The following is a 15,410-nucleotide window of genomic DNA, read 5'->3' as shown; positions in this document are numbered from 1 at the left end:
CGCTCATGCCGCTCATGCCGCTCATGCCGCTCATGCCGCTCATGCCGCTCATGCCGCTCATGCCAGCATGCGCGTCCATACGACCCATACCCATATCCACCATGCTGCGCACAGGGCGTGGTCCATTGGCGGAATCGGGCCCGCCATACCTTTTCGAGGGGCAAGGGTGCCGCGCGCAAAGCCGGTGCGATCTTCAGACTGGACGAAAATGGTCCAGGCGCGCCCGTCTTCAGGCTGGACGATCACGTCATAGGTCTCCGCGGGAGCAATGCGGAATTCCTCTACCGAAACCGGCTCAACATCCTGACCGTCGGCGGAGATGACTGAAAAAGAAAGGCCAGGAATGCGGAAATCGAACAGCGTCATGGCCGAAGCATTGATCACCCGCAGACGAATGCGCTCGCCCGGCGCAAACACGCCGGTCCAGTTTGCGTCGGGCGATTGTCCGTTGATCAGATAGGTGTAGATCACCCCGCTGACATCGGCGATGTCCGTGGCCGCCATGCGCATGTGGGACCACATCAGGCGATTATCGATGGCGCTGCCCAGCCCGTTTTCCCGCGCTTCATGAAAAAGCGACGCAACGGTACGCTGGCGGAAATTATAATAATCGTCCTGCTGTTTCAGATTGCTGATGATGTCATGCGGTGCGACGTCACTCCAGTCAGAGAGCACCATCACATAGTCGCGGTCGTATTGATGGACAGGCGCCCCCATGGGGTCGATCACCAGCGCACCGAATAATCCCTGAGCCTCCTGCATGCCTGAATGGCTGTGATACCAATAGGTGCCTGACTGCTTCACCGGGAATCGATAGGTGAAGCGCCCTTTCGCAGGCACGCCAGCAAAGCTCACGCCCGGCACACCGTCCATATTGGCCGGGAGCCTGATGCCATGCCAGTGGATCGACGTTGGCTCATTGAGGCGGTTGATCACATCAAGCGTCATCTCATCGCCCTCGCGCCAGCGCAGCGTGGGCGCTGGCACGCTGCCATTGACCGTGAAGCTGCGGCCAACGCGTGAGCCTATCGCCCAAGGGGACGTATCGATTGTGAGTGCATAACGGGATGCGGAGGAGAGCGGTATCGCAGACGCCTCGCCATCAGCCGAGAGAGGCGCGTCGGGGGTTGCTTTTGCACAGGCGGCAAGGCCAAGACCGGTGAGCCCCGTGACAAAATGCCGACGAGAAAGACCAGCCCCGGAACGGGGACGAGTGATCATGAAACAGGACCTGAACGAACGAGACAAGAGATGGCAGGGCGCGACGGCGCCGGGGCCATAACGGAGTCAGAGCGTCAGGAAAACTGTTCTCGGCGGTCTCAGATCGGGTGGTGTTCTGCGCTCAGCGAGGGCAGGGAGAGGGGCGGCCTCAAAACGGGCCACATCGCTCAATCCCGGAGTTGAAAGCGCTACACTGACGGGCGCATCGAAGCTGGAAAGACAGGAGGGGCTGGGGAGGCAGCTCCCACAACCATGGCCATGACCGTGATGAGGCACCGGCGCGTCATGATGCGCGTTGCACCCGGTCTGCGACGAGGCCATCTGCGCCTGGAGCACTGACACCATGGGCGCGCAGTCAGTCTCGCTCGCCTGAACGGGCGTGACGCCGCGCAGAACAAGAAAGAAGGTCATCACAAGGACGATCCAGAAAGGACGGCGCGGACGGAGCATAAGCCTCATATCGCAGTGGAGCTGCGCCAGTCTCTCAGAGCTGCGAGTTGATTGCAACGGGTTTGATGCCTAACTAAAGGTTCTGGTGGCGAAGCTGAGGAAAACATCATGAGTGACACACTGCATTTCAGGGTCGAAGGCATGTCCTGCGGCGGGTGCTCAAGCAAACTCGAAAAGAACCTGACAGAAGTTCCCGGTGTCGAGGCGGTCAGGGCCAGTCATGAGACCGGAATGGTTGACGTCACCCTGGGCGCCCAGCCTGTGCCGAAAAGCGTTATCGAGACGGTTATCGAGGAAAGTGGCTTTGACGTGGTTCGAGCCTGACTCTTCGCTCTTGTTGGTCTGCATACGGGCGCCATGCCCGAAATGCAGATTTGCTTCCTGCCTGACGTAAACCGGGGCTTCAGTGCATGTCTGTCCAGACTCTCGATCTTGAAGTGACGGGTATGAGTTGTGCTGCCTGCGCGGCGCGGCTCGAAAAACTGCTCAACCGTCAGGCGGGTCTGGAAGCCGCTGTCAATTTTGCCTCTTCGCGCGCCGTCATCACGCGCGGGGAGGGCGCGCCTGATCTCTCTGCCATCGAGAAACTGGTCGAAAAAACCGGGTTTGGGCTCGCGCATCGCGAGATAGCGCTCTCTGTATCTGGCATGAGCTGCGCGGCCTGCTCGGCGCGCATCGAGAAAATTCTCAATCGCCTTCCCGGTGTCACGGCATCGGTCAATCTCGCGACCGAGCAGGCACACATACAGACCATCGTTGGCTCCGCCGACGAAACCGCTCTGATACGGACGATCGAAAAAGCCGGTTTTTCAGCGACCCCTATGCAGGAGCAGGCGCCGCCCCATAAAGACGCATCGGAGCAGCGCCGCGCCCTCGTCGATGTGCTGATTACGGCATTGTTCTGCCTGCCCTTCCTTGCCGAGATGACCGGCATGGCGTTTGGGTGGCACGACCTGATCCCTCTCTGGCTGCAAGTCATCAGCGCTTCGGTTGTGCAGATCTATTCCGCCCGTCATTTCTATCGCAGTGCCTGGCATGCTCTGCGCACGGGCACTGCCAATATGAACGTGCTGGTTTGTCTGGGCACGAGCATTGCCTACGGGTTCAGTCTGATCGTCACCGTTTTCGCCATTGATTTGCCAGTCTACTTCGAGGCGAGTGCTTTCGTGATCCTGCTGGTCTCCCTCGGGCGGCTGCTCGAGCGCGCGCGCGCCATAGAGCAGCCGCAGGCTGGAGGCTTTGCTCACTCTCAAACCCGAAACCGCAAATCGGGTAGAGGGAGAAGGAATTGTCACCTGTCCGGTCGCCGCCCTGCGGCTGGGGGACGTGTTTCTGCTGCGTCCCGGCGAGGTCGTGCCGGTCGATGGCGAGGTCATCGATGGTGAAACCGAAATCAATGAATCGATGCTGACAGGTGAGGCGAACCCGGTTCTGCGTCGAAGCGGCGATACGATTTATGCAGGTACGCTGAATACGACAGGGGTCCTGCGCGCGCGCGCAACGTCACTCGGCGCTGATACGGCGCTTGCCCGCATCGTGGCTCTCGTATCCCGGGCCCAGGGCTCCAAAGCGCCGATACAGCGATTGGCCGACCGGGTGTCGGCGGTCTTTGTGCCCGCGATCATCGCGATTGCTTTGCTGACCTTTTTCATTGGCTGGGCGGTGACCGGAAGTGCAAGTTGGAGTCTTGTCTCTGCCATCTCCGTTCTCGTCATTGCCTGCCCTTGTTCTCTGGGTCTTGCGACCCCCACAGCTCTTATGGTTGGTACCGGAAAAGCGGCCTCGGCTGGAATTCTTTTCCGTAACGCCGAGGCATTGGAGAGAGCCTGCCGTCTGACGGTACTGGCTTTTGACAAGACGGGCACCATAACGCTGGGAGAACCCAGCGTTCATGATGTTTTGCCAGCCGCTGGCATGACGACTGATGCCCTTCTCGGGCTTGCTGCCGCCCTTGAGGTGAACTCCGAACATCCTCTTGGGCGGGCGATCGTCGGCGAGGCCAGGGCGAGGGGCGTCGCGCATGATATGATTTTCGAGCGCTTCCGTGCCGTGCCGGGAAAAGGGTTGGAAGCCTGGCAGGGAGAGGCGCGCTATCTGATCGGTACGCGAGAATATCTTTGTTCGGAACAGATCGATGTTGCGAGTATCAGTGCGCGTGTTTCTGCGGCTACACAGGCTTTCGTCGCGCGTAACGACCTCTGTCTTGGCGTAGTCACCCTGACCGACCGGATACGTCCGGAAGCCGCTGCGATCATAAGCTGGCTTCACGCATGTAATATCCGCTCCGTCATGTTGACGGGAGACAGCCAGATCATGGCCGAGGCGATTGCGTCCGAGGTGGGTATCGATCAGGTCTCTGCGGCACTCAGGCCGGAAGGCAAGGTTTCTGCCATTGAGGCCCTGCGCGGACCGGGGCAGATAATCGGCATGACGGGCGACGGTATCAACGATGCTCCGGCACTGGCCGCAGCCGATATCAGTATCGCTATCGGATCGGGCTCAGCCGCAGCGCTTGAGACAGCCGATCTGGTCCTGATGACCGCCGATCTGCGTGCCATACAGGATGCACTCTCGCTCTCAAGAGCAACGGTGAGAAAGATAAAGCAGAATCTCGGCTTTGCTTTCGGCTATAATCTGGCTGCCATTCCTCTGGCGGCCTGCGGCTTTCTCAGCCCCGCGATTGCGGGAGGCGCAATGGCACTCAGCTCCGTGTCGGTGGTGACAAATTCGCTCTTGCTCAATCGGTGGCGCTCGCAACGCACGGCGCTCGATGCCTCTCGCAAGGCGTAAAATGCCAGATGTAGCGAGATGCCTCTCTGCCTGAGCTTCGTTAGAACCGGTGCGCGTGGAATAGCAAAATCATAGCGCCAATTTCGATCACGAAAAAACCAAGAAAAGCAAAGCTTGCGAGCCTCGTCTTTGGGGTGGTTCGCGCATCGAACGGATAGGGTTTGTTCGTGAGCGCCCATGACAGCGTTCCGAGCCACCCGGCCCAGGTGAATCCTGTGACAAGGTTGCAGAGAAACAATCGACGCCAATAGGCTCTGCGCAGCAGCACGGCGATAATACTTGGCAGGGCGTATGCAATTACGCCAAAGGCGCCGATCAGAGCATAGATCTTCATGATTCACCGCAAACCGAGAGCTGTTTCTGGATCCGTCACCATTAATGTTACGATAAAGAAACAGGACCTGAGAGTAAACCATGGGAGCGCGAGCCGATCAGCTCGGGGAGCCAGCGGAGCGACGAGCCGAGGATTCATCTCGCGGGCGTCCCTCACTCACCCGTCTTCGAGCGCAGATCCGATTGCCAGACAGAGGCACTTTCCAGTCCTTTATCAAGGTCGGGATAAAACAAGCACACGACCGCAATGATTTTTCGTATTTCTGTCTTATGCCTAGATTTTTGGTAAGCATCGTTAACTATTGTTGCGATTCTACAACATGAATGTCGCATTGTGGCGATTCTTTTCAAATTTGTAACCTGGTTCATTGCAAATCATGGCGTGTTTCTGCAACGAAACCGTATCGGAACATTGTTTCCTCATCTCTCTCTTGGGTGACTTTCTGCATGAAGTGCCATTCGATCCTTGCAAGGGTTCTCGGTGCCACCGTTCTCACGTCGTCATGGTGCGGCGTTCCTGCAGCGATGGCGGCTAGCCAGACGCATAAGCATGCGACACATCGCGCAGCCAGCACTGCTAAGCCTGCTGTCAAGCAGAGTGTGGTTGCGACCGATGGCAGCCGTGCGGCCATTCCGACCTCTGCCCCTGCGGCCAAGCCGGCCAGTCGCGCGCGCGTGCTTTCTACCGCCATGACCGATGGCGGTAGCGAGAATATCGTCGTCACGGGATCGATGCTGCGCAGCTCGAATAATCAGAACGCCAATCCGGTGCAGATCGTCACGGCCAAGCAGATCCAGCAGACGGCAGCAACAACGCTGGGCGATTATCTGCAGCGCCTTCCCTCGATCGGAAATTCCGGCGCATCCAATACCCAGACGAACGGCTTTGGCGGTGTTTCCTGTACGGATATCCGCAATCTGAGCTCGAAGCGCGTTCTGGTTCTGATCGACGGCAAGCGTGTGGCGCAGGATCCAGGCGCGGCCTGTGTCGATCTCAATACCATTCCGATCGAGCAGATCGCGAGTGTAGAAATCCTGAAAGACGGCGGCTCGGAGCTTTACGGCGCCGATGCCGTCTCGGGCGTCGTCAACATCAAGCTGCGTCATGATTTGACCACCGGTGGCATGACCATTCGTGGCGGTATTACCGATCAGGGCGATTCACGTACGGGTCTGATCTCGGGCTACAAGGGTTGGAACTTCGATCACGACAAGGGCAACATCACGCTTTCGGGTCAGTACCTCACTCAGGGGCCGGTGATGCAGCGAGACCGTGACTGGTCACGCCTCGTTCAGGCTTCGAACGATCCCGGCGTGCCGCCGATATACGGCTCGGGCTACGCAGCCAATACGCGCGTTCTGAGCGGCCCGGGCGCCGGGCTGATTTCGAATAACGATGGGTCAAGCTTCTCGAAATACACGGCGGCCAACCGCTACAATTACGGCAATGACCAGAGCCTGACGAATTATGTGCAGAACTCTGTTCTCTCGGGCGACGCGCATTACAAGTTCAGCGACCACTTCAATCTCTACGCCAATGTCCGATATGCGCATAAGACGGCGGCCGCCTCACTGGCGCCATCGCCCGTTGCTGGGTCGATCTATCCGTCGCAGCTTTCCAATCCGCTGACGCTTCCTGCCGGGGCGCCCTATAACCCGTTCAGCGTCGATACGATCGTGCAGAAGCGCTATACCGATCTTGGGAACCGTCGACAGGAATATGCGACCGATAACCTCCAGATTACCGGTGGCATGAACGGTCTGATTACCCATAACTGGTATTACGATGCTTCGATGGGCTACGGCGTAAGTCAGGCACGTTATGACACCAATAATATGGGTAATTATCGCCATATCCTGCAGGAATACGGCATCCGACAGACCGATCCGACCGATGCCAGCAGCGGCGTGGTCTACGATCCTTCGGTGTGTCAGGCTGCCGCCGGATGCACGCTGCAAAGCCCGTTCGCTCCGATGTCGCAGCAGGGCGCGTCCTACGCCAAGTTCAACCAGCACGATCATTCGCAATACATGATCCGCGATTTCAATCTGCGTGTGAATAACGACAAAGTCGTCAAGATGCCTTACCAGCATGGTGGCGATCTGGGTCTCGCGTTCGGTCTTGAACACCGCAGCGAGCAGCTCAGCTATGCGCCCGATCCGCTTGCCGTGAACGGTGACACGACGGGCAACACCCAGTCCTATACAGGTGGTGGCTTCAACGCGACCGAGATTTATGGCGAGGCCAAGCTGCCGCTGTTGCGCGATGCATTTCTTGCCAAGGATCTGACCGTCGACGCCCAGGGGCGCTGGTCGCATTACAACACCTTCGGCAATACCCAGAACTGGAAGGTCGGCATCAACTGGGCGCCGATCCGCGATATCCGCTTCCGTGCGACTCTCGGTACTTCCTATCGCCAGCCTAACGTTTATGAGCTCTACCAGGGCCAGTCGCTGGGCTATGCAGCGGCAAACGATCCCTGCTCGGGAGCGACCAGCCCGACTGTAGTTGCCAACTGCATGAAGCAAGGGATCAACCCAGCCACGTTCGAGGTGGCCAACTCGGGGCAGGTGCCTTCCATCAGCGGCGGCAACAAGAATCTGCGCCCTGAGACGGGACGTACCTATACCGTCGGCACGGTCATCACGCCGCGCTGGATCCCCAATCTGTCAGCGTCGGTTGAATACTGGCATTACACGATCAAGAATGCGATCAGCGCCGTCTCCGCGCAATATGTCCTTGATTCCTGCTACAGTGGTTCAGCTCCGCAATATTGCGCCGATGTCGTGCGGTCTTCGAACCAGCAGATCAATTACGTCAGCACGCTCTACGACAATCTGGGTGGACTCAAGACGTCGGGCATCGACTTCGATCTCGACTATCGCTTCCGCATCAATCATGCGAACACGCTGACGCTCTCGAACAACCTTCAGCAAATCGTTTCCTATCTTCAGCAGAATGAGCCGGGCGGATCGTGGTATAACTACGCCGGGCGTCTGTTCTTCCAGGGATCGTCAGCGGTGGGCATGCCTAACGGTATTCCTCGTGTCGCCAACTACACGACCGCGTCGTGGCAGCATAATGCCTTCACCTTTACCTACATGCTCCATTACACGGGCGGGATGGTATGGAACGATATGTCGGAGGATCTGACGCCCAAAACGGGCGGGCAGTGGCGTACACCTGGAATTTTCACGCATGACGTGACGGTCAATTACCGTTGGAACAAGTGGAACTTCGAGGGCGGTGTAAACAACATTCTCGACAAGAATCCGCCATTTGTTTTCGATACTGCGACGAACACGGCCAATGCCATCTATTCCAGCGCCATGATCGGGCGCTACGTCTTCCTTCAGGTCAACCGGACGTTCTGAACCGCAAGACGCGTTTCCTGACCCGGGGGAGGCGTACCGGTCAGGGCTTTGCCGCCGATGGTGGGCGGCACAACGCTCGACGATATGGTCTCTAATGGGTGATGAGCGTCAGGGAGAGCACTCCACCAGCCGGGGAGAGCTTGACGGCGCAATCGTCAAATCCCGGCGGCCCGAAGCTCACCTTGGGATCGCGTGAAAAGCCGATCGGCTCCTTGGGGATGCCAATGAAAGATCTGTCGAGCCTGGCGTTGGCATTGCGGTCCTGAAATGCCTGCACCGCGTAGATACCCTCAGGAATATCTGCAAAGGTAACACTGACTCTCGGCGCGACGGCTTTCGTCTCCGCGTGATAGCGACAGCTTGGCTTGAGAAACTCGTCTTCTGTGCAGATCGCAACGCGGATCGTGCCGCTATCGTCAGGCACGTTTTCGATGACGGCCGTCACAGGGCCGGCAATCGCGGGCAGTGGTGCAAGCATGAGGGCCAGGGTTGCGCCACCCAGCAAGCGGAGAGAGAAACCGGGCTCATGTCTCATAAAGACGTCCTTTCCAGGTAACGGGGCGGCCAGTCACGTGGCGCAGACGCGCATGAAACTGGATCCAGAGCAGAAGAAACGTTCCAATGGGGCTAAGCAACACGGTCAGCAGGCCCTGACGGCAGCGTAAAGCCACGAGCAGCCTCAAGGCGAGGCTCGCCATCCGGGCGAAGCGTATCAAGGGGCTGGCGCGCAGAAGGAAGGGCAGGATATGCCCCCCGGCGAGAAGCGTGGTCCAGACAGGCAGAGCCACGGGCCCCGCAAGGCCCTCGACGGCGTTCTTCATTAGCCCGGCATAGACCTCGCCTGCGTTGCGATACATCCGGCACTGCGCGAGATCGGTCGCATCGATCAGCTTCGTGCAAAAGCCTTGCTGACGAAGTGAGCGGGCCAACGCCAGGCCATCATGCAGTCGCGAACTGATGGCCTCATGCCCCCCGGCATCGCGATAGGCCTGCGCCCTAACCATGACGAGCTGTCCACAAGCTGCAGCGAGGCCCGCTGAGCGGCCCTTGTCGATCGGTAGAGGAAGATAACCGAATAGCAGAACGTTGATGAATGGCAGAAGCAGCCACTCGAAAAACGAATGCGTTTCCTGACGCGGTACGCCGCTGACGAGGGAGATCGTCTTCTGTTCCTGAACCAGGGTCATCAGGCGCGAAACAGCATCAGGCGCGAGACGGACATCGGCATCGAGAAAAAGCAACCAGTCATGTCGGGCATGGCCAGCAAGCTGGGCGCAGGCATGAGTTTTTCCACACCAGCCGGGAGGCAGTTCCTTGCCGGAAACGATCCTTACTCTCTCATCACGGACTTCACGGATTATGGCAACCGTATCGTCAGATGAATGGTCATCAAGGACGATGATCTCGCGCACTTCAGGCCCATTGGCCAGAACTGAGTCCAATGCCTCTCTGATCTGAGCCGCCTCGTTGCGGACCGGGATGAGAACGGAAACACCCTCTTCCCCAAGAGGCGCTTTGCGTGGAGCGCGGGATAGAGCACGCAGGTTGAACAGTCCCAGTACGAGGGGTAACACGGCAAGAGCGGTGATTGCCGTCTCTGCGCGATGGCGGGCTTTGCCTTCAGTTCTGGGCATGGCGGGGCTCATGACGTTGTTTCTTCACCAGCGCGACGAGACGCTGTAAGGGACCGTAGAGCCCACCCATCCCCGTCTGGCCGTCAAGCAGCATCTTGAACGCATCGTCCTGTTTCATGATGACTTGCCTTGCGAGATCGTCACAGACTGTCTCGAGTTCTCGGGCAAGGTCTGCGATCAAGACCTGACTGGTTTGCGAGCGGTTTTGTACCGGTCGCCCGAGCCGTATCGCGATGTCGGGTCTGCTCTCGGTGCCGAAAGCGTAATCGAGCGCCACAGGGACAACCAGAGCCTGTGGGTTGCGCCGCACGATATGTGCAAGGCCGGGCTGAAGGGTCAAAGGTCGCGCGCGCATATCGGTAAATGCACCCTGAGCGGTGACCCAGAACGCTCCCCCGGCGTGCAGGACGGTATTTGAGGCCTCCAGGAGCTGGCGGATGGAGCGCGGAGACGTTGCATCCAGTGGGAGAAACCCGGCCTTCTGAAGGAGGGGATAATTTTTGACTGCCTGAGCGTCGATAGGGCCAAACCCGGGCCGATCGGGCATGAAGTGCTGCTGGATCACCGAGAAGATGGCCGGGTCCCACCAGGAGGGATGATTGGCATAGAGGATAACACCCTGTCCCTGGTGGAGCTGCGGAAAATCTCCACTGACCCGGATCCGGTTGAAACTCTTCTTAACGCGATGGCGCAGCGCTCGCGCTATCCAATGCGCCAGAAATGGCGACCGCTCACAGGCCCGCGCCGGATCAGACGGTACGGGCAAGGGCTGGCTTCGTGCTCTTATGGCGATCCTGATCGAGCAATCGGCGGCGATCCATCCTGACATGAGCGCCATCGGCATGCCGGGGCCGGGATGGGCGCTGCCGCCGGCCAGATAGAGACCAGCGAGATCGCGGGAACGATTGGCCGGTTTGAACCCACCAGCCAGTCGCCCATGGCTGGCAAGACCGTAGATTGCGCCAGCCTGCGGCGAATACCGCGTGTGAATATCCATAGGCGTCAGATGATGTTCGGTCACGATGCGGGATTCGAGATCGGGCATCCCGCCCGCTTTCTTGAGCTTGTCGAAAATGATCTGACGATAACCGGGGAACATCTCGGCCCAGTTCTGACCGGGGCGAAGATAGGGTGTATGCACCAGAACATAAAGTGCCTCGCCACCCGGAGGCGCCGTCTCGGGTTCTGTGCGGGCGGGTGCGGCAAGATAACAGGTCGGGTCGGGTGCGGGGCGACCGTGCTTGTAGATCGCCTCGAATTCTTCTTCGGCATCGCGGGAGAAGACAAAATTATGATGCGCGAGATGGTCGTAAGCCCTATCGAGGCCCAGATAGAGCACAACTCCCGAGCAGGCGGGTTCACGATGTTTCCACTGCCTCATGAATCGGCGATAGGCCTGCGGGGCAGCCTTGCGGTCGATCAGTTCGCGCATCGTGCGCACGCTGTCCATGTTCGAGATGACAGCCGACGCTGCAAGGGTGTCGCCCTGATCCGTGACGACGCCACGCACCTTGCGGGAGTCGTGCAGAATGCGCGTTACGCGACAATTGGTGCGGAACTCGACGCCATTCTCCTCTGCGAGTTTTCTCAGAGCCTGCGGTACCGCGCGTGTCCCGCCTATCGGATACCAGATTCCTTCATCCACCTGCATATGGGCGATACCCGTCAATACGGCAGGGGCCTGAAGCGGGTTGGAGCCGACATATTGCGTGAAATGATCGAAAACCTGCACGGCTTGCGGGTTGGCGATACGCTTGCGAATTTCAGAGCCCAGCGTGGCATGCATGCGCAAGGCAAGCACGTCGCGCATGGTTGCAGGAGACATTGTTTCCCCAATGTTAAGTGTGTCTCGCAAGCCGCCGACCGATTTCCAGAAAACGAAGCGTCGGGATATGTCGTGCAGCTTCTCGCTCATGGCCAGAAGATCCTCGTAGCCCTTGCCGTCACCCTTGTGACGTTTCTCGAGCTCTGCCGCCATGAGCGCAATATCCTCGACGAGATCGAGTGGCGGACCGTTATCGAAAAAACACCGCCATTGCGGGTCGAGACGATGCAGATCGAGACGCTCATCCATCCGCAATCCGCTCTCGCCGAAGATCCGTTTCAGTACGGAGGGGAGGGTAAGAATGGTCGGCCCCATATCGAAGCGAAACCCATCCTGACGCCATTCTGCGGCCTTGCCTCCCGTCCAGTCATTGGCCTCACAGACCACAACCTTATGGCCCCGTGCGCTGAGTGTGCAGGCAGCGGCAAGCCCGCCCAGCCCGGCGCCGATGATCACGGTGGGTGCGGAAGAAGTCGTCATGGCAGTGTTCTCCGCATCGGCGCTCATCCGCGCGAGCATTCAGGCATCAGGGCAATACCGGAAGCCGGGATTTCGGGTAGGGTGGCCGGTCTTCTTGCAAGGTCCTTGATCAAAAGGTCGGCGCTGATGCGTGCCCCTTCGAAGATGACCGGCAACCCGCTGCCGGGATGAGTGCCGCCACCTGCGAGATAGACACCTTCGACATCCTCGAAACGATTATGCGGCCTGAGATGCAGCATCTGGCCCAGAGAATGCGCCAGGTTGAATACCGCGCCGCGATGGACATCGTGCTCTTCCTGCCAGTCTTGTGGCGTTACGACTTTCTCGACCATGATCCGGCTTTCGATGTCGCCGAACCCGGCATCCTCAAGACGCTTGAAAACGATCTGTCGCGCCTTCGCTATCGTCTCTTGGCTCCAGTCAAGACCCCCCTCACGCAGATTGCCGACAGGCATCAGCACATAGAGTGCCGTACAGCCTTCAGGCGCTAGGCAGGGTCTGTGACGCAGGCATTCTGAACGTAAAGCGAGGCATGGGACGAGATCTGTTTGCCTTCTTCGATCTCGGCAAAATTGTTCTCATAATCGCTCGAAAGAAAGATCGTGTGATGCGCTTTCTCGGGCAGGGTGCCGCGCAGACCGAGATACATCATGAATGTCGAGCAGGAATATTTCTTGCTGGCCAGCTTAGCGTTGCTCCATTTGCGTCGCGAGGCGTCGGGAAGCAGGCCCTGGATGGTGCGGGCAAAATCGCCATTGACTACCACCGCGTCAACGGGTTGCACCCCTTCGGCTGTCTTGATGCCAACCGCCTTGCCATCTCTCGTCTCGATCGTTTCGACGGCCTCGCCAAGCTTGATCGTCACACCAAGCTCTCGGCAGCCTTTTGCATCGCCGCCATGACTGCGCCCGTACCGCCGGTAGGGTGATAGATCCCGAATTCATGTTCCATATAGCTCAGGATCGTGAAAAGAGAGGGGCATCTATAGGGCGACATACCCAGATATTTGCTCTGAAAAGAGAAGGCGAGGCGTGTGCGTGGGTCCTTGAAATACCGCGAAAGATCCTTGTCGATGGACGACAGTGGAGAGAGCACGGGAAGGGCCTTCAGCATGTCCGTCTTGAGCAGATCGAGCCAGGAGTTGAACGGGCGCTGAAGCGGGGCGATGAAGCGCGCAAATTTGCCTTTGTTATCGTCAAGAAAACGCCTGACGTTCCTGGCGTCGGCCTCTGAAATCTTGCCGATTTCCGCCTCTAATCGAGACGGATCGGTTGTCAGCGCCAGGCGAGGGCCGTTTTCGAAAACGAGATCGTAGAGATGATTGAGTCGCGTCAGCTCGACCATGCTGTCGAACGCGAAGCCGCATCTGGAAAAGATCTCGCGAATGATTTCAGGATAGAGAAAGAAGGTAGGACCGGTGTCAAAACAGAACCCATCCAGTTCGAGACAGGAAGACCGCCCGCCGATCTTGGGGCTTTTCTCGTAAAGCGTGACCTCGGCCCCGGCATGCGCCAGCAGCATTGCCGAAGCGAGTCCTCCGGGACCTCCACCGATGACTGCAATCTGTCTGGACGCAACGCTGTGTGTAGCGGGAGACGGCTTGGGAAGGAGCGGCGGGGCCATAAGGCAGGAGATCCTTCCTGTTGGACAAGCTAGTCCATAATATTTCGGTTTGAAAATAATACCGCGCCCTGCCGACAGTGCAACACTCATCTGATCCTGAATGTGGCAGGAACGTGAAATCTGATCAGACGGCATAAACGGATCGTGATCGCTTCGGTTTCAAACCCTAGCGGGAATATCTCGCATGCCAGTGTCTGACACGGCCTAGCAGATGAAATGCCCCTGATCGGCGCGTCGAAATTGAAACCGGCCGCGTCATCGACAGCAGCCCCTCTCGCCCGCGCGTAACGCCATAGCCGCTCGCTTTCGCCCCTCCGAAGGGAAGGCGTGGGTCTGCGGTCGGGACAATCAGATCGTTGATCGTGATCGACCCAGCCGGGATCTGCCTCGCCAGCGTCCGCGCTGCCTTCTCCTCACCGAAGATGCTGGCGCCCAGTGCGTGTCTTGAACGGGTTTCGATCCGAACTGCCTCTGCCATGTCAGACACCCCGATCAGGGAGAGCCAAGGGGCAAACAGATCGACATCGGCAAGCTTTGCCTTATCGGCATCGAGGAGCAGAATGGTGGCGGGCCCCATCCGCCTGATATCTCCGCCTGATTGCTCGACTGTACGCACAAGCTGATCCAACTCCGGACAGGGCTTTGGCTGCAACCCTGCGGAGGATTGTCTAAAATTCAGGGAGAGCCGCGCCTCAAGCGCGTCACGATGCGTCTTGTGCACAAAAACACGGCGTGGAGCGATGCAGGTGGAACCCTGTTTGAGCGTTAATCCGAAATGCAAGGCGCGCGCGACCAGAGACAAATCGCTCGAGGGGAGAACGAAGACGGGATCGGCTCCTGAGAGTTCCATGATCGTCGACGTCAGCGTGCTTGCAGCGGCAAGCGCGACTTTTTTCCCAGTCTGTTCGGAGCCTGTCAGAACAATCAGATCGTATCCCGCTGCGCTCGCTTCCGGCCCCGCATCTTCGGGGAGGATCTCGATAATGCCTTCGGGGAAGCCCGCGCGGGTAAGGAGGGATGCAAAACGAAGGAGAAGCGCAGAGCGGCCTGGCGCAGGTTTGAGCCCAACTGCATTGCCAGCAATCAGTGCCTGAAGCGCCTGTATCGCGCCGAGCATGAGGGGATAATTTCCTGGCGCAAGGATCAGTACCGCGCCCAGGGGTTTTCTCACCACCCTGCTTCGGATGCCCCAGAGCCAAAATGGCCTTCCAAGCAAAGGGAGAGAGACGGGTTTCAGAACGCTGCGAGCCTCACGCGCCAGAAAGCCCGTCGCGGCAAGCAGAGGTAAAATCTCGGCAGTCATGACGTCTATGGCGGCATGATCGGGAACGAGAGCGATCAGGCTCCGTATTTCAAGGCGCAGGATTCTGCGAAAACGGCGCAATAGCTTGAGGCGATCGCCCAATCCTGTCGCAGCCCACCCGGCCTGTCTGTCACGAAGCCCCGCGAGCTGCATCCCGGCTCGAGAAAGAGGGTGTTCATGAGTGGGAGACGGCGCCTGTTCCGGCGAGACATCGTCGAGTTGATCATCCGCCACAGCTTGCCCCCATCGTCGCCTGCCCAGAACCCTTATCGTGGATAACGGTTCCAATCGGGACATGCATAATTCTGAAAGCATGCTATCCCGACTTACATCACCCCGCAGGATGCACCGCCGCTCCATGGCGGCAGTGCATCCA

The 15,410-nt window shown here is 58.6% G+C and carries 12 protein-coding genes and 2 pseudogenes; 4 read left to right on the top strand and 10 right to left on the bottom strand.

Translation table 11 applies throughout. From position 1 onward, the window contains the following. Positions 1 to 1,221: pseudogene (locus tag JCM25414_RS19845) on the bottom strand (copper resistance system multicopper oxidase); the annotation flags it as partial. A gap of 66 nt (positions 1,222 to 1,287) precedes the next feature. After that, positions 1,288 to 1,632 carry a hypothetical protein gene (locus JCM25414_RS12005; protein ID WP_148301079.1) on the bottom strand — a complete coding sequence of 115 codons (345 nt, stop codon included), beginning with the start codon at positions 1,630 to 1,632 and terminating at the stop codon, positions 1,288 to 1,290. Between the two features lie 147 nt (positions 1,633 to 1,779). On the opposite strand from JCM25414_RS12005, the gene JCM25414_RS12000 reads away from it, so the two are divergent. From JCM25414_RS12000 to JCM25414_RS22535, 3 genes and pseudogenes are all read left to right on the top strand, one after another. Beyond that, on the top strand, positions 1,780 to 1,995 hold the full coding sequence (locus JCM25414_RS12000) for a heavy-metal-associated domain-containing protein (protein WP_025841805.1): 216 nt from the start codon (positions 1,780 to 1,782) through the stop codon (positions 1,993 to 1,995). An 86-nt stretch (positions 1,996 to 2,081) separates the two neighbouring features. Then, a pseudogene (locus tag JCM25414_RS26685) lies at positions 2,082 to 2,420 on the top strand (cation transporter); the annotation flags it as partial. A gap of 490 nt (positions 2,421 to 2,910) precedes the next feature. Next, the gene (locus JCM25414_RS22535) at positions 2,911 to 4,461 is read left to right on the top strand and encodes a heavy metal translocating P-type ATPase (RefSeq protein WP_369346064.1); all 1,551 of its coding nucleotides are present in this window, start codon (positions 2,911 to 2,913) and stop codon (positions 4,459 to 4,461) included. Between the two features lie 40 nt (positions 4,462 to 4,501). Here JCM25414_RS22535 and JCM25414_RS11990 read toward each other — a convergent pair whose 3' ends face one another. Beyond that, the gene (locus tag JCM25414_RS11990) at positions 4,502 to 4,795 is read right to left on the bottom strand and encodes a superinfection immunity protein (protein WP_025841804.1); all 294 of its coding nucleotides are present in this window, start codon (positions 4,793 to 4,795) and stop codon (positions 4,502 to 4,504) included. A gap of 446 nt (positions 4,796 to 5,241) precedes the next feature. On the opposite strand from JCM25414_RS11990, the gene JCM25414_RS11980 reads away from it, so the two are divergent. Further along, positions 5,242 to 8,169: a TonB-dependent receptor domain-containing protein gene (locus JCM25414_RS11980; protein WP_025841803.1), complete on the top strand. Its 2,928-nt coding sequence runs from the start codon at positions 5,242 to 5,244 to the stop codon at positions 8,167 to 8,169. Between the two features lie 91 nt (positions 8,170 to 8,260). Here the strand turns inward: JCM25414_RS11980 and JCM25414_RS19835 are convergent, their stop codons facing one another. From JCM25414_RS19835 to JCM25414_RS19820, 7 genes are all read right to left on the bottom strand, one after another. Continuing rightward, positions 8,261 to 8,704 (bottom strand): DUF2141 domain-containing protein, encoded by a 444-nt coding sequence (locus tag JCM25414_RS19835; protein WP_025841802.1) that lies wholly within the window; start codon positions 8,702 to 8,704, stop codon positions 8,261 to 8,263. Beyond that, on the bottom strand, positions 8,694 to 9,803 hold the full coding sequence (locus tag JCM25414_RS11970; RefSeq protein WP_051535867.1) for a glycosyltransferase: 1,110 nt from the start codon (positions 9,801 to 9,803) through the stop codon (positions 8,694 to 8,696). Before JCM25414_RS11970 ends, JCM25414_RS19835 begins: the two co-directional genes overlap by 11 nt. Then, a complete protein-coding gene (gene crtI / locus JCM25414_RS23400) occupies positions 9,790 to 12,108 on the bottom strand; it encodes a phytoene desaturase family protein (protein WP_025841800.1) in 2,319 nt (772 codons plus the stop codon). Before crtI ends, JCM25414_RS11970 begins: the two co-directional genes overlap by 14 nt. A gap of 23 nt (positions 12,109 to 12,131) precedes the next feature. Next, a complete protein-coding gene (locus JCM25414_RS25205; RefSeq protein WP_242403544.1) occupies positions 12,132 to 12,569 on the bottom strand; it encodes a phytoene desaturase family protein in 438 nt (145 codons plus the stop codon). A gap of 26 nt (positions 12,570 to 12,595) precedes the next feature. Further along, entirely contained in the window at positions 12,596 to 12,973 is a 378-nt protein-coding gene (locus tag JCM25414_RS25200) for a phytoene desaturase family protein (protein WP_242403543.1), read from the bottom strand. Beyond that, a complete protein-coding gene (locus tag JCM25414_RS25195; protein WP_242403542.1) occupies positions 12,970 to 13,731 on the bottom strand; it encodes a phytoene desaturase family protein in 762 nt (253 codons plus the stop codon). The genes JCM25414_RS25200 and JCM25414_RS25195 overlap by 4 nt, the downstream gene beginning before the upstream one ends. 166 nt (positions 13,732 to 13,897) lie before the next feature. Then, the gene (locus JCM25414_RS19820; protein ID WP_159101762.1) at positions 13,898 to 15,268 is read right to left on the bottom strand and encodes an aldehyde dehydrogenase family protein; all 1,371 of its coding nucleotides are present in this window, start codon (positions 15,266 to 15,268) and stop codon (positions 13,898 to 13,900) included. Positions 15,269 to 15,410: the final 142 nt, after the last annotated feature.

This window comes from Asaia platycodi JCM 25414 (genome assembly GCF_000614545.1).
GTDB lineage: Bacteria > Pseudomonadota > Alphaproteobacteria > Acetobacterales > Acetobacteraceae > Asaia > Asaia platycodi.
Note: the sequence above shows the minus strand (reverse complement) of the source record. Positions and strands in the feature narration are given on the sequence as shown.

Excerpts from the sequence above, each read along its gene's own strand:
- JCM25414_RS12005 (WP_148301079.1), bottom strand. The coding sequence starts at position 1,632 with ATGACCTTCTTTCTTGTTCTGCGCGGCGTCACGCCCGTTCAGGCGAGC.
- JCM25414_RS12000 (WP_025841805.1), top strand. The coding sequence starts at position 1,780 with ATGAGTGACACACTGCATTTCAGGGTCGAAGGCATGTCCTGCGGCGGG.
- JCM25414_RS11990 (WP_025841804.1), bottom strand. The coding sequence starts at position 4,795 with ATGAAGATCTATGCTCTGATCGGCGCCTTTGGCGTAATTGCATACGCC.
- JCM25414_RS11980 (WP_025841803.1), top strand. The coding sequence starts at position 5,242 with ATGAAGTGCCATTCGATCCTTGCAAGGGTTCTCGGTGCCACCGTTCTC.
- JCM25414_RS19835 (WP_025841802.1), bottom strand. The coding sequence starts at position 8,704 with ATGAGACATGAGCCCGGTTTCTCTCTCCGCTTGCTGGGTGGCGCAACC.
- JCM25414_RS11970 (WP_051535867.1), bottom strand. The coding sequence starts at position 9,803 with ATGCCCAGAACTGAAGGCAAAGCCCGCCATCGCGCAGAGACGGCAATC.
- crtI (WP_025841800.1), bottom strand. The coding sequence starts at position 12,108 with ATGACGACTTCTTCCGCACCCACCGTGATCATCGGCGCCGGGCTGGGC.
- JCM25414_RS25195 (WP_242403542.1), bottom strand. The coding sequence starts at position 13,731 with ATGGCCCCGCCGCTCCTTCCCAAGCCGTCTCCCGCTACACACAGCGTT.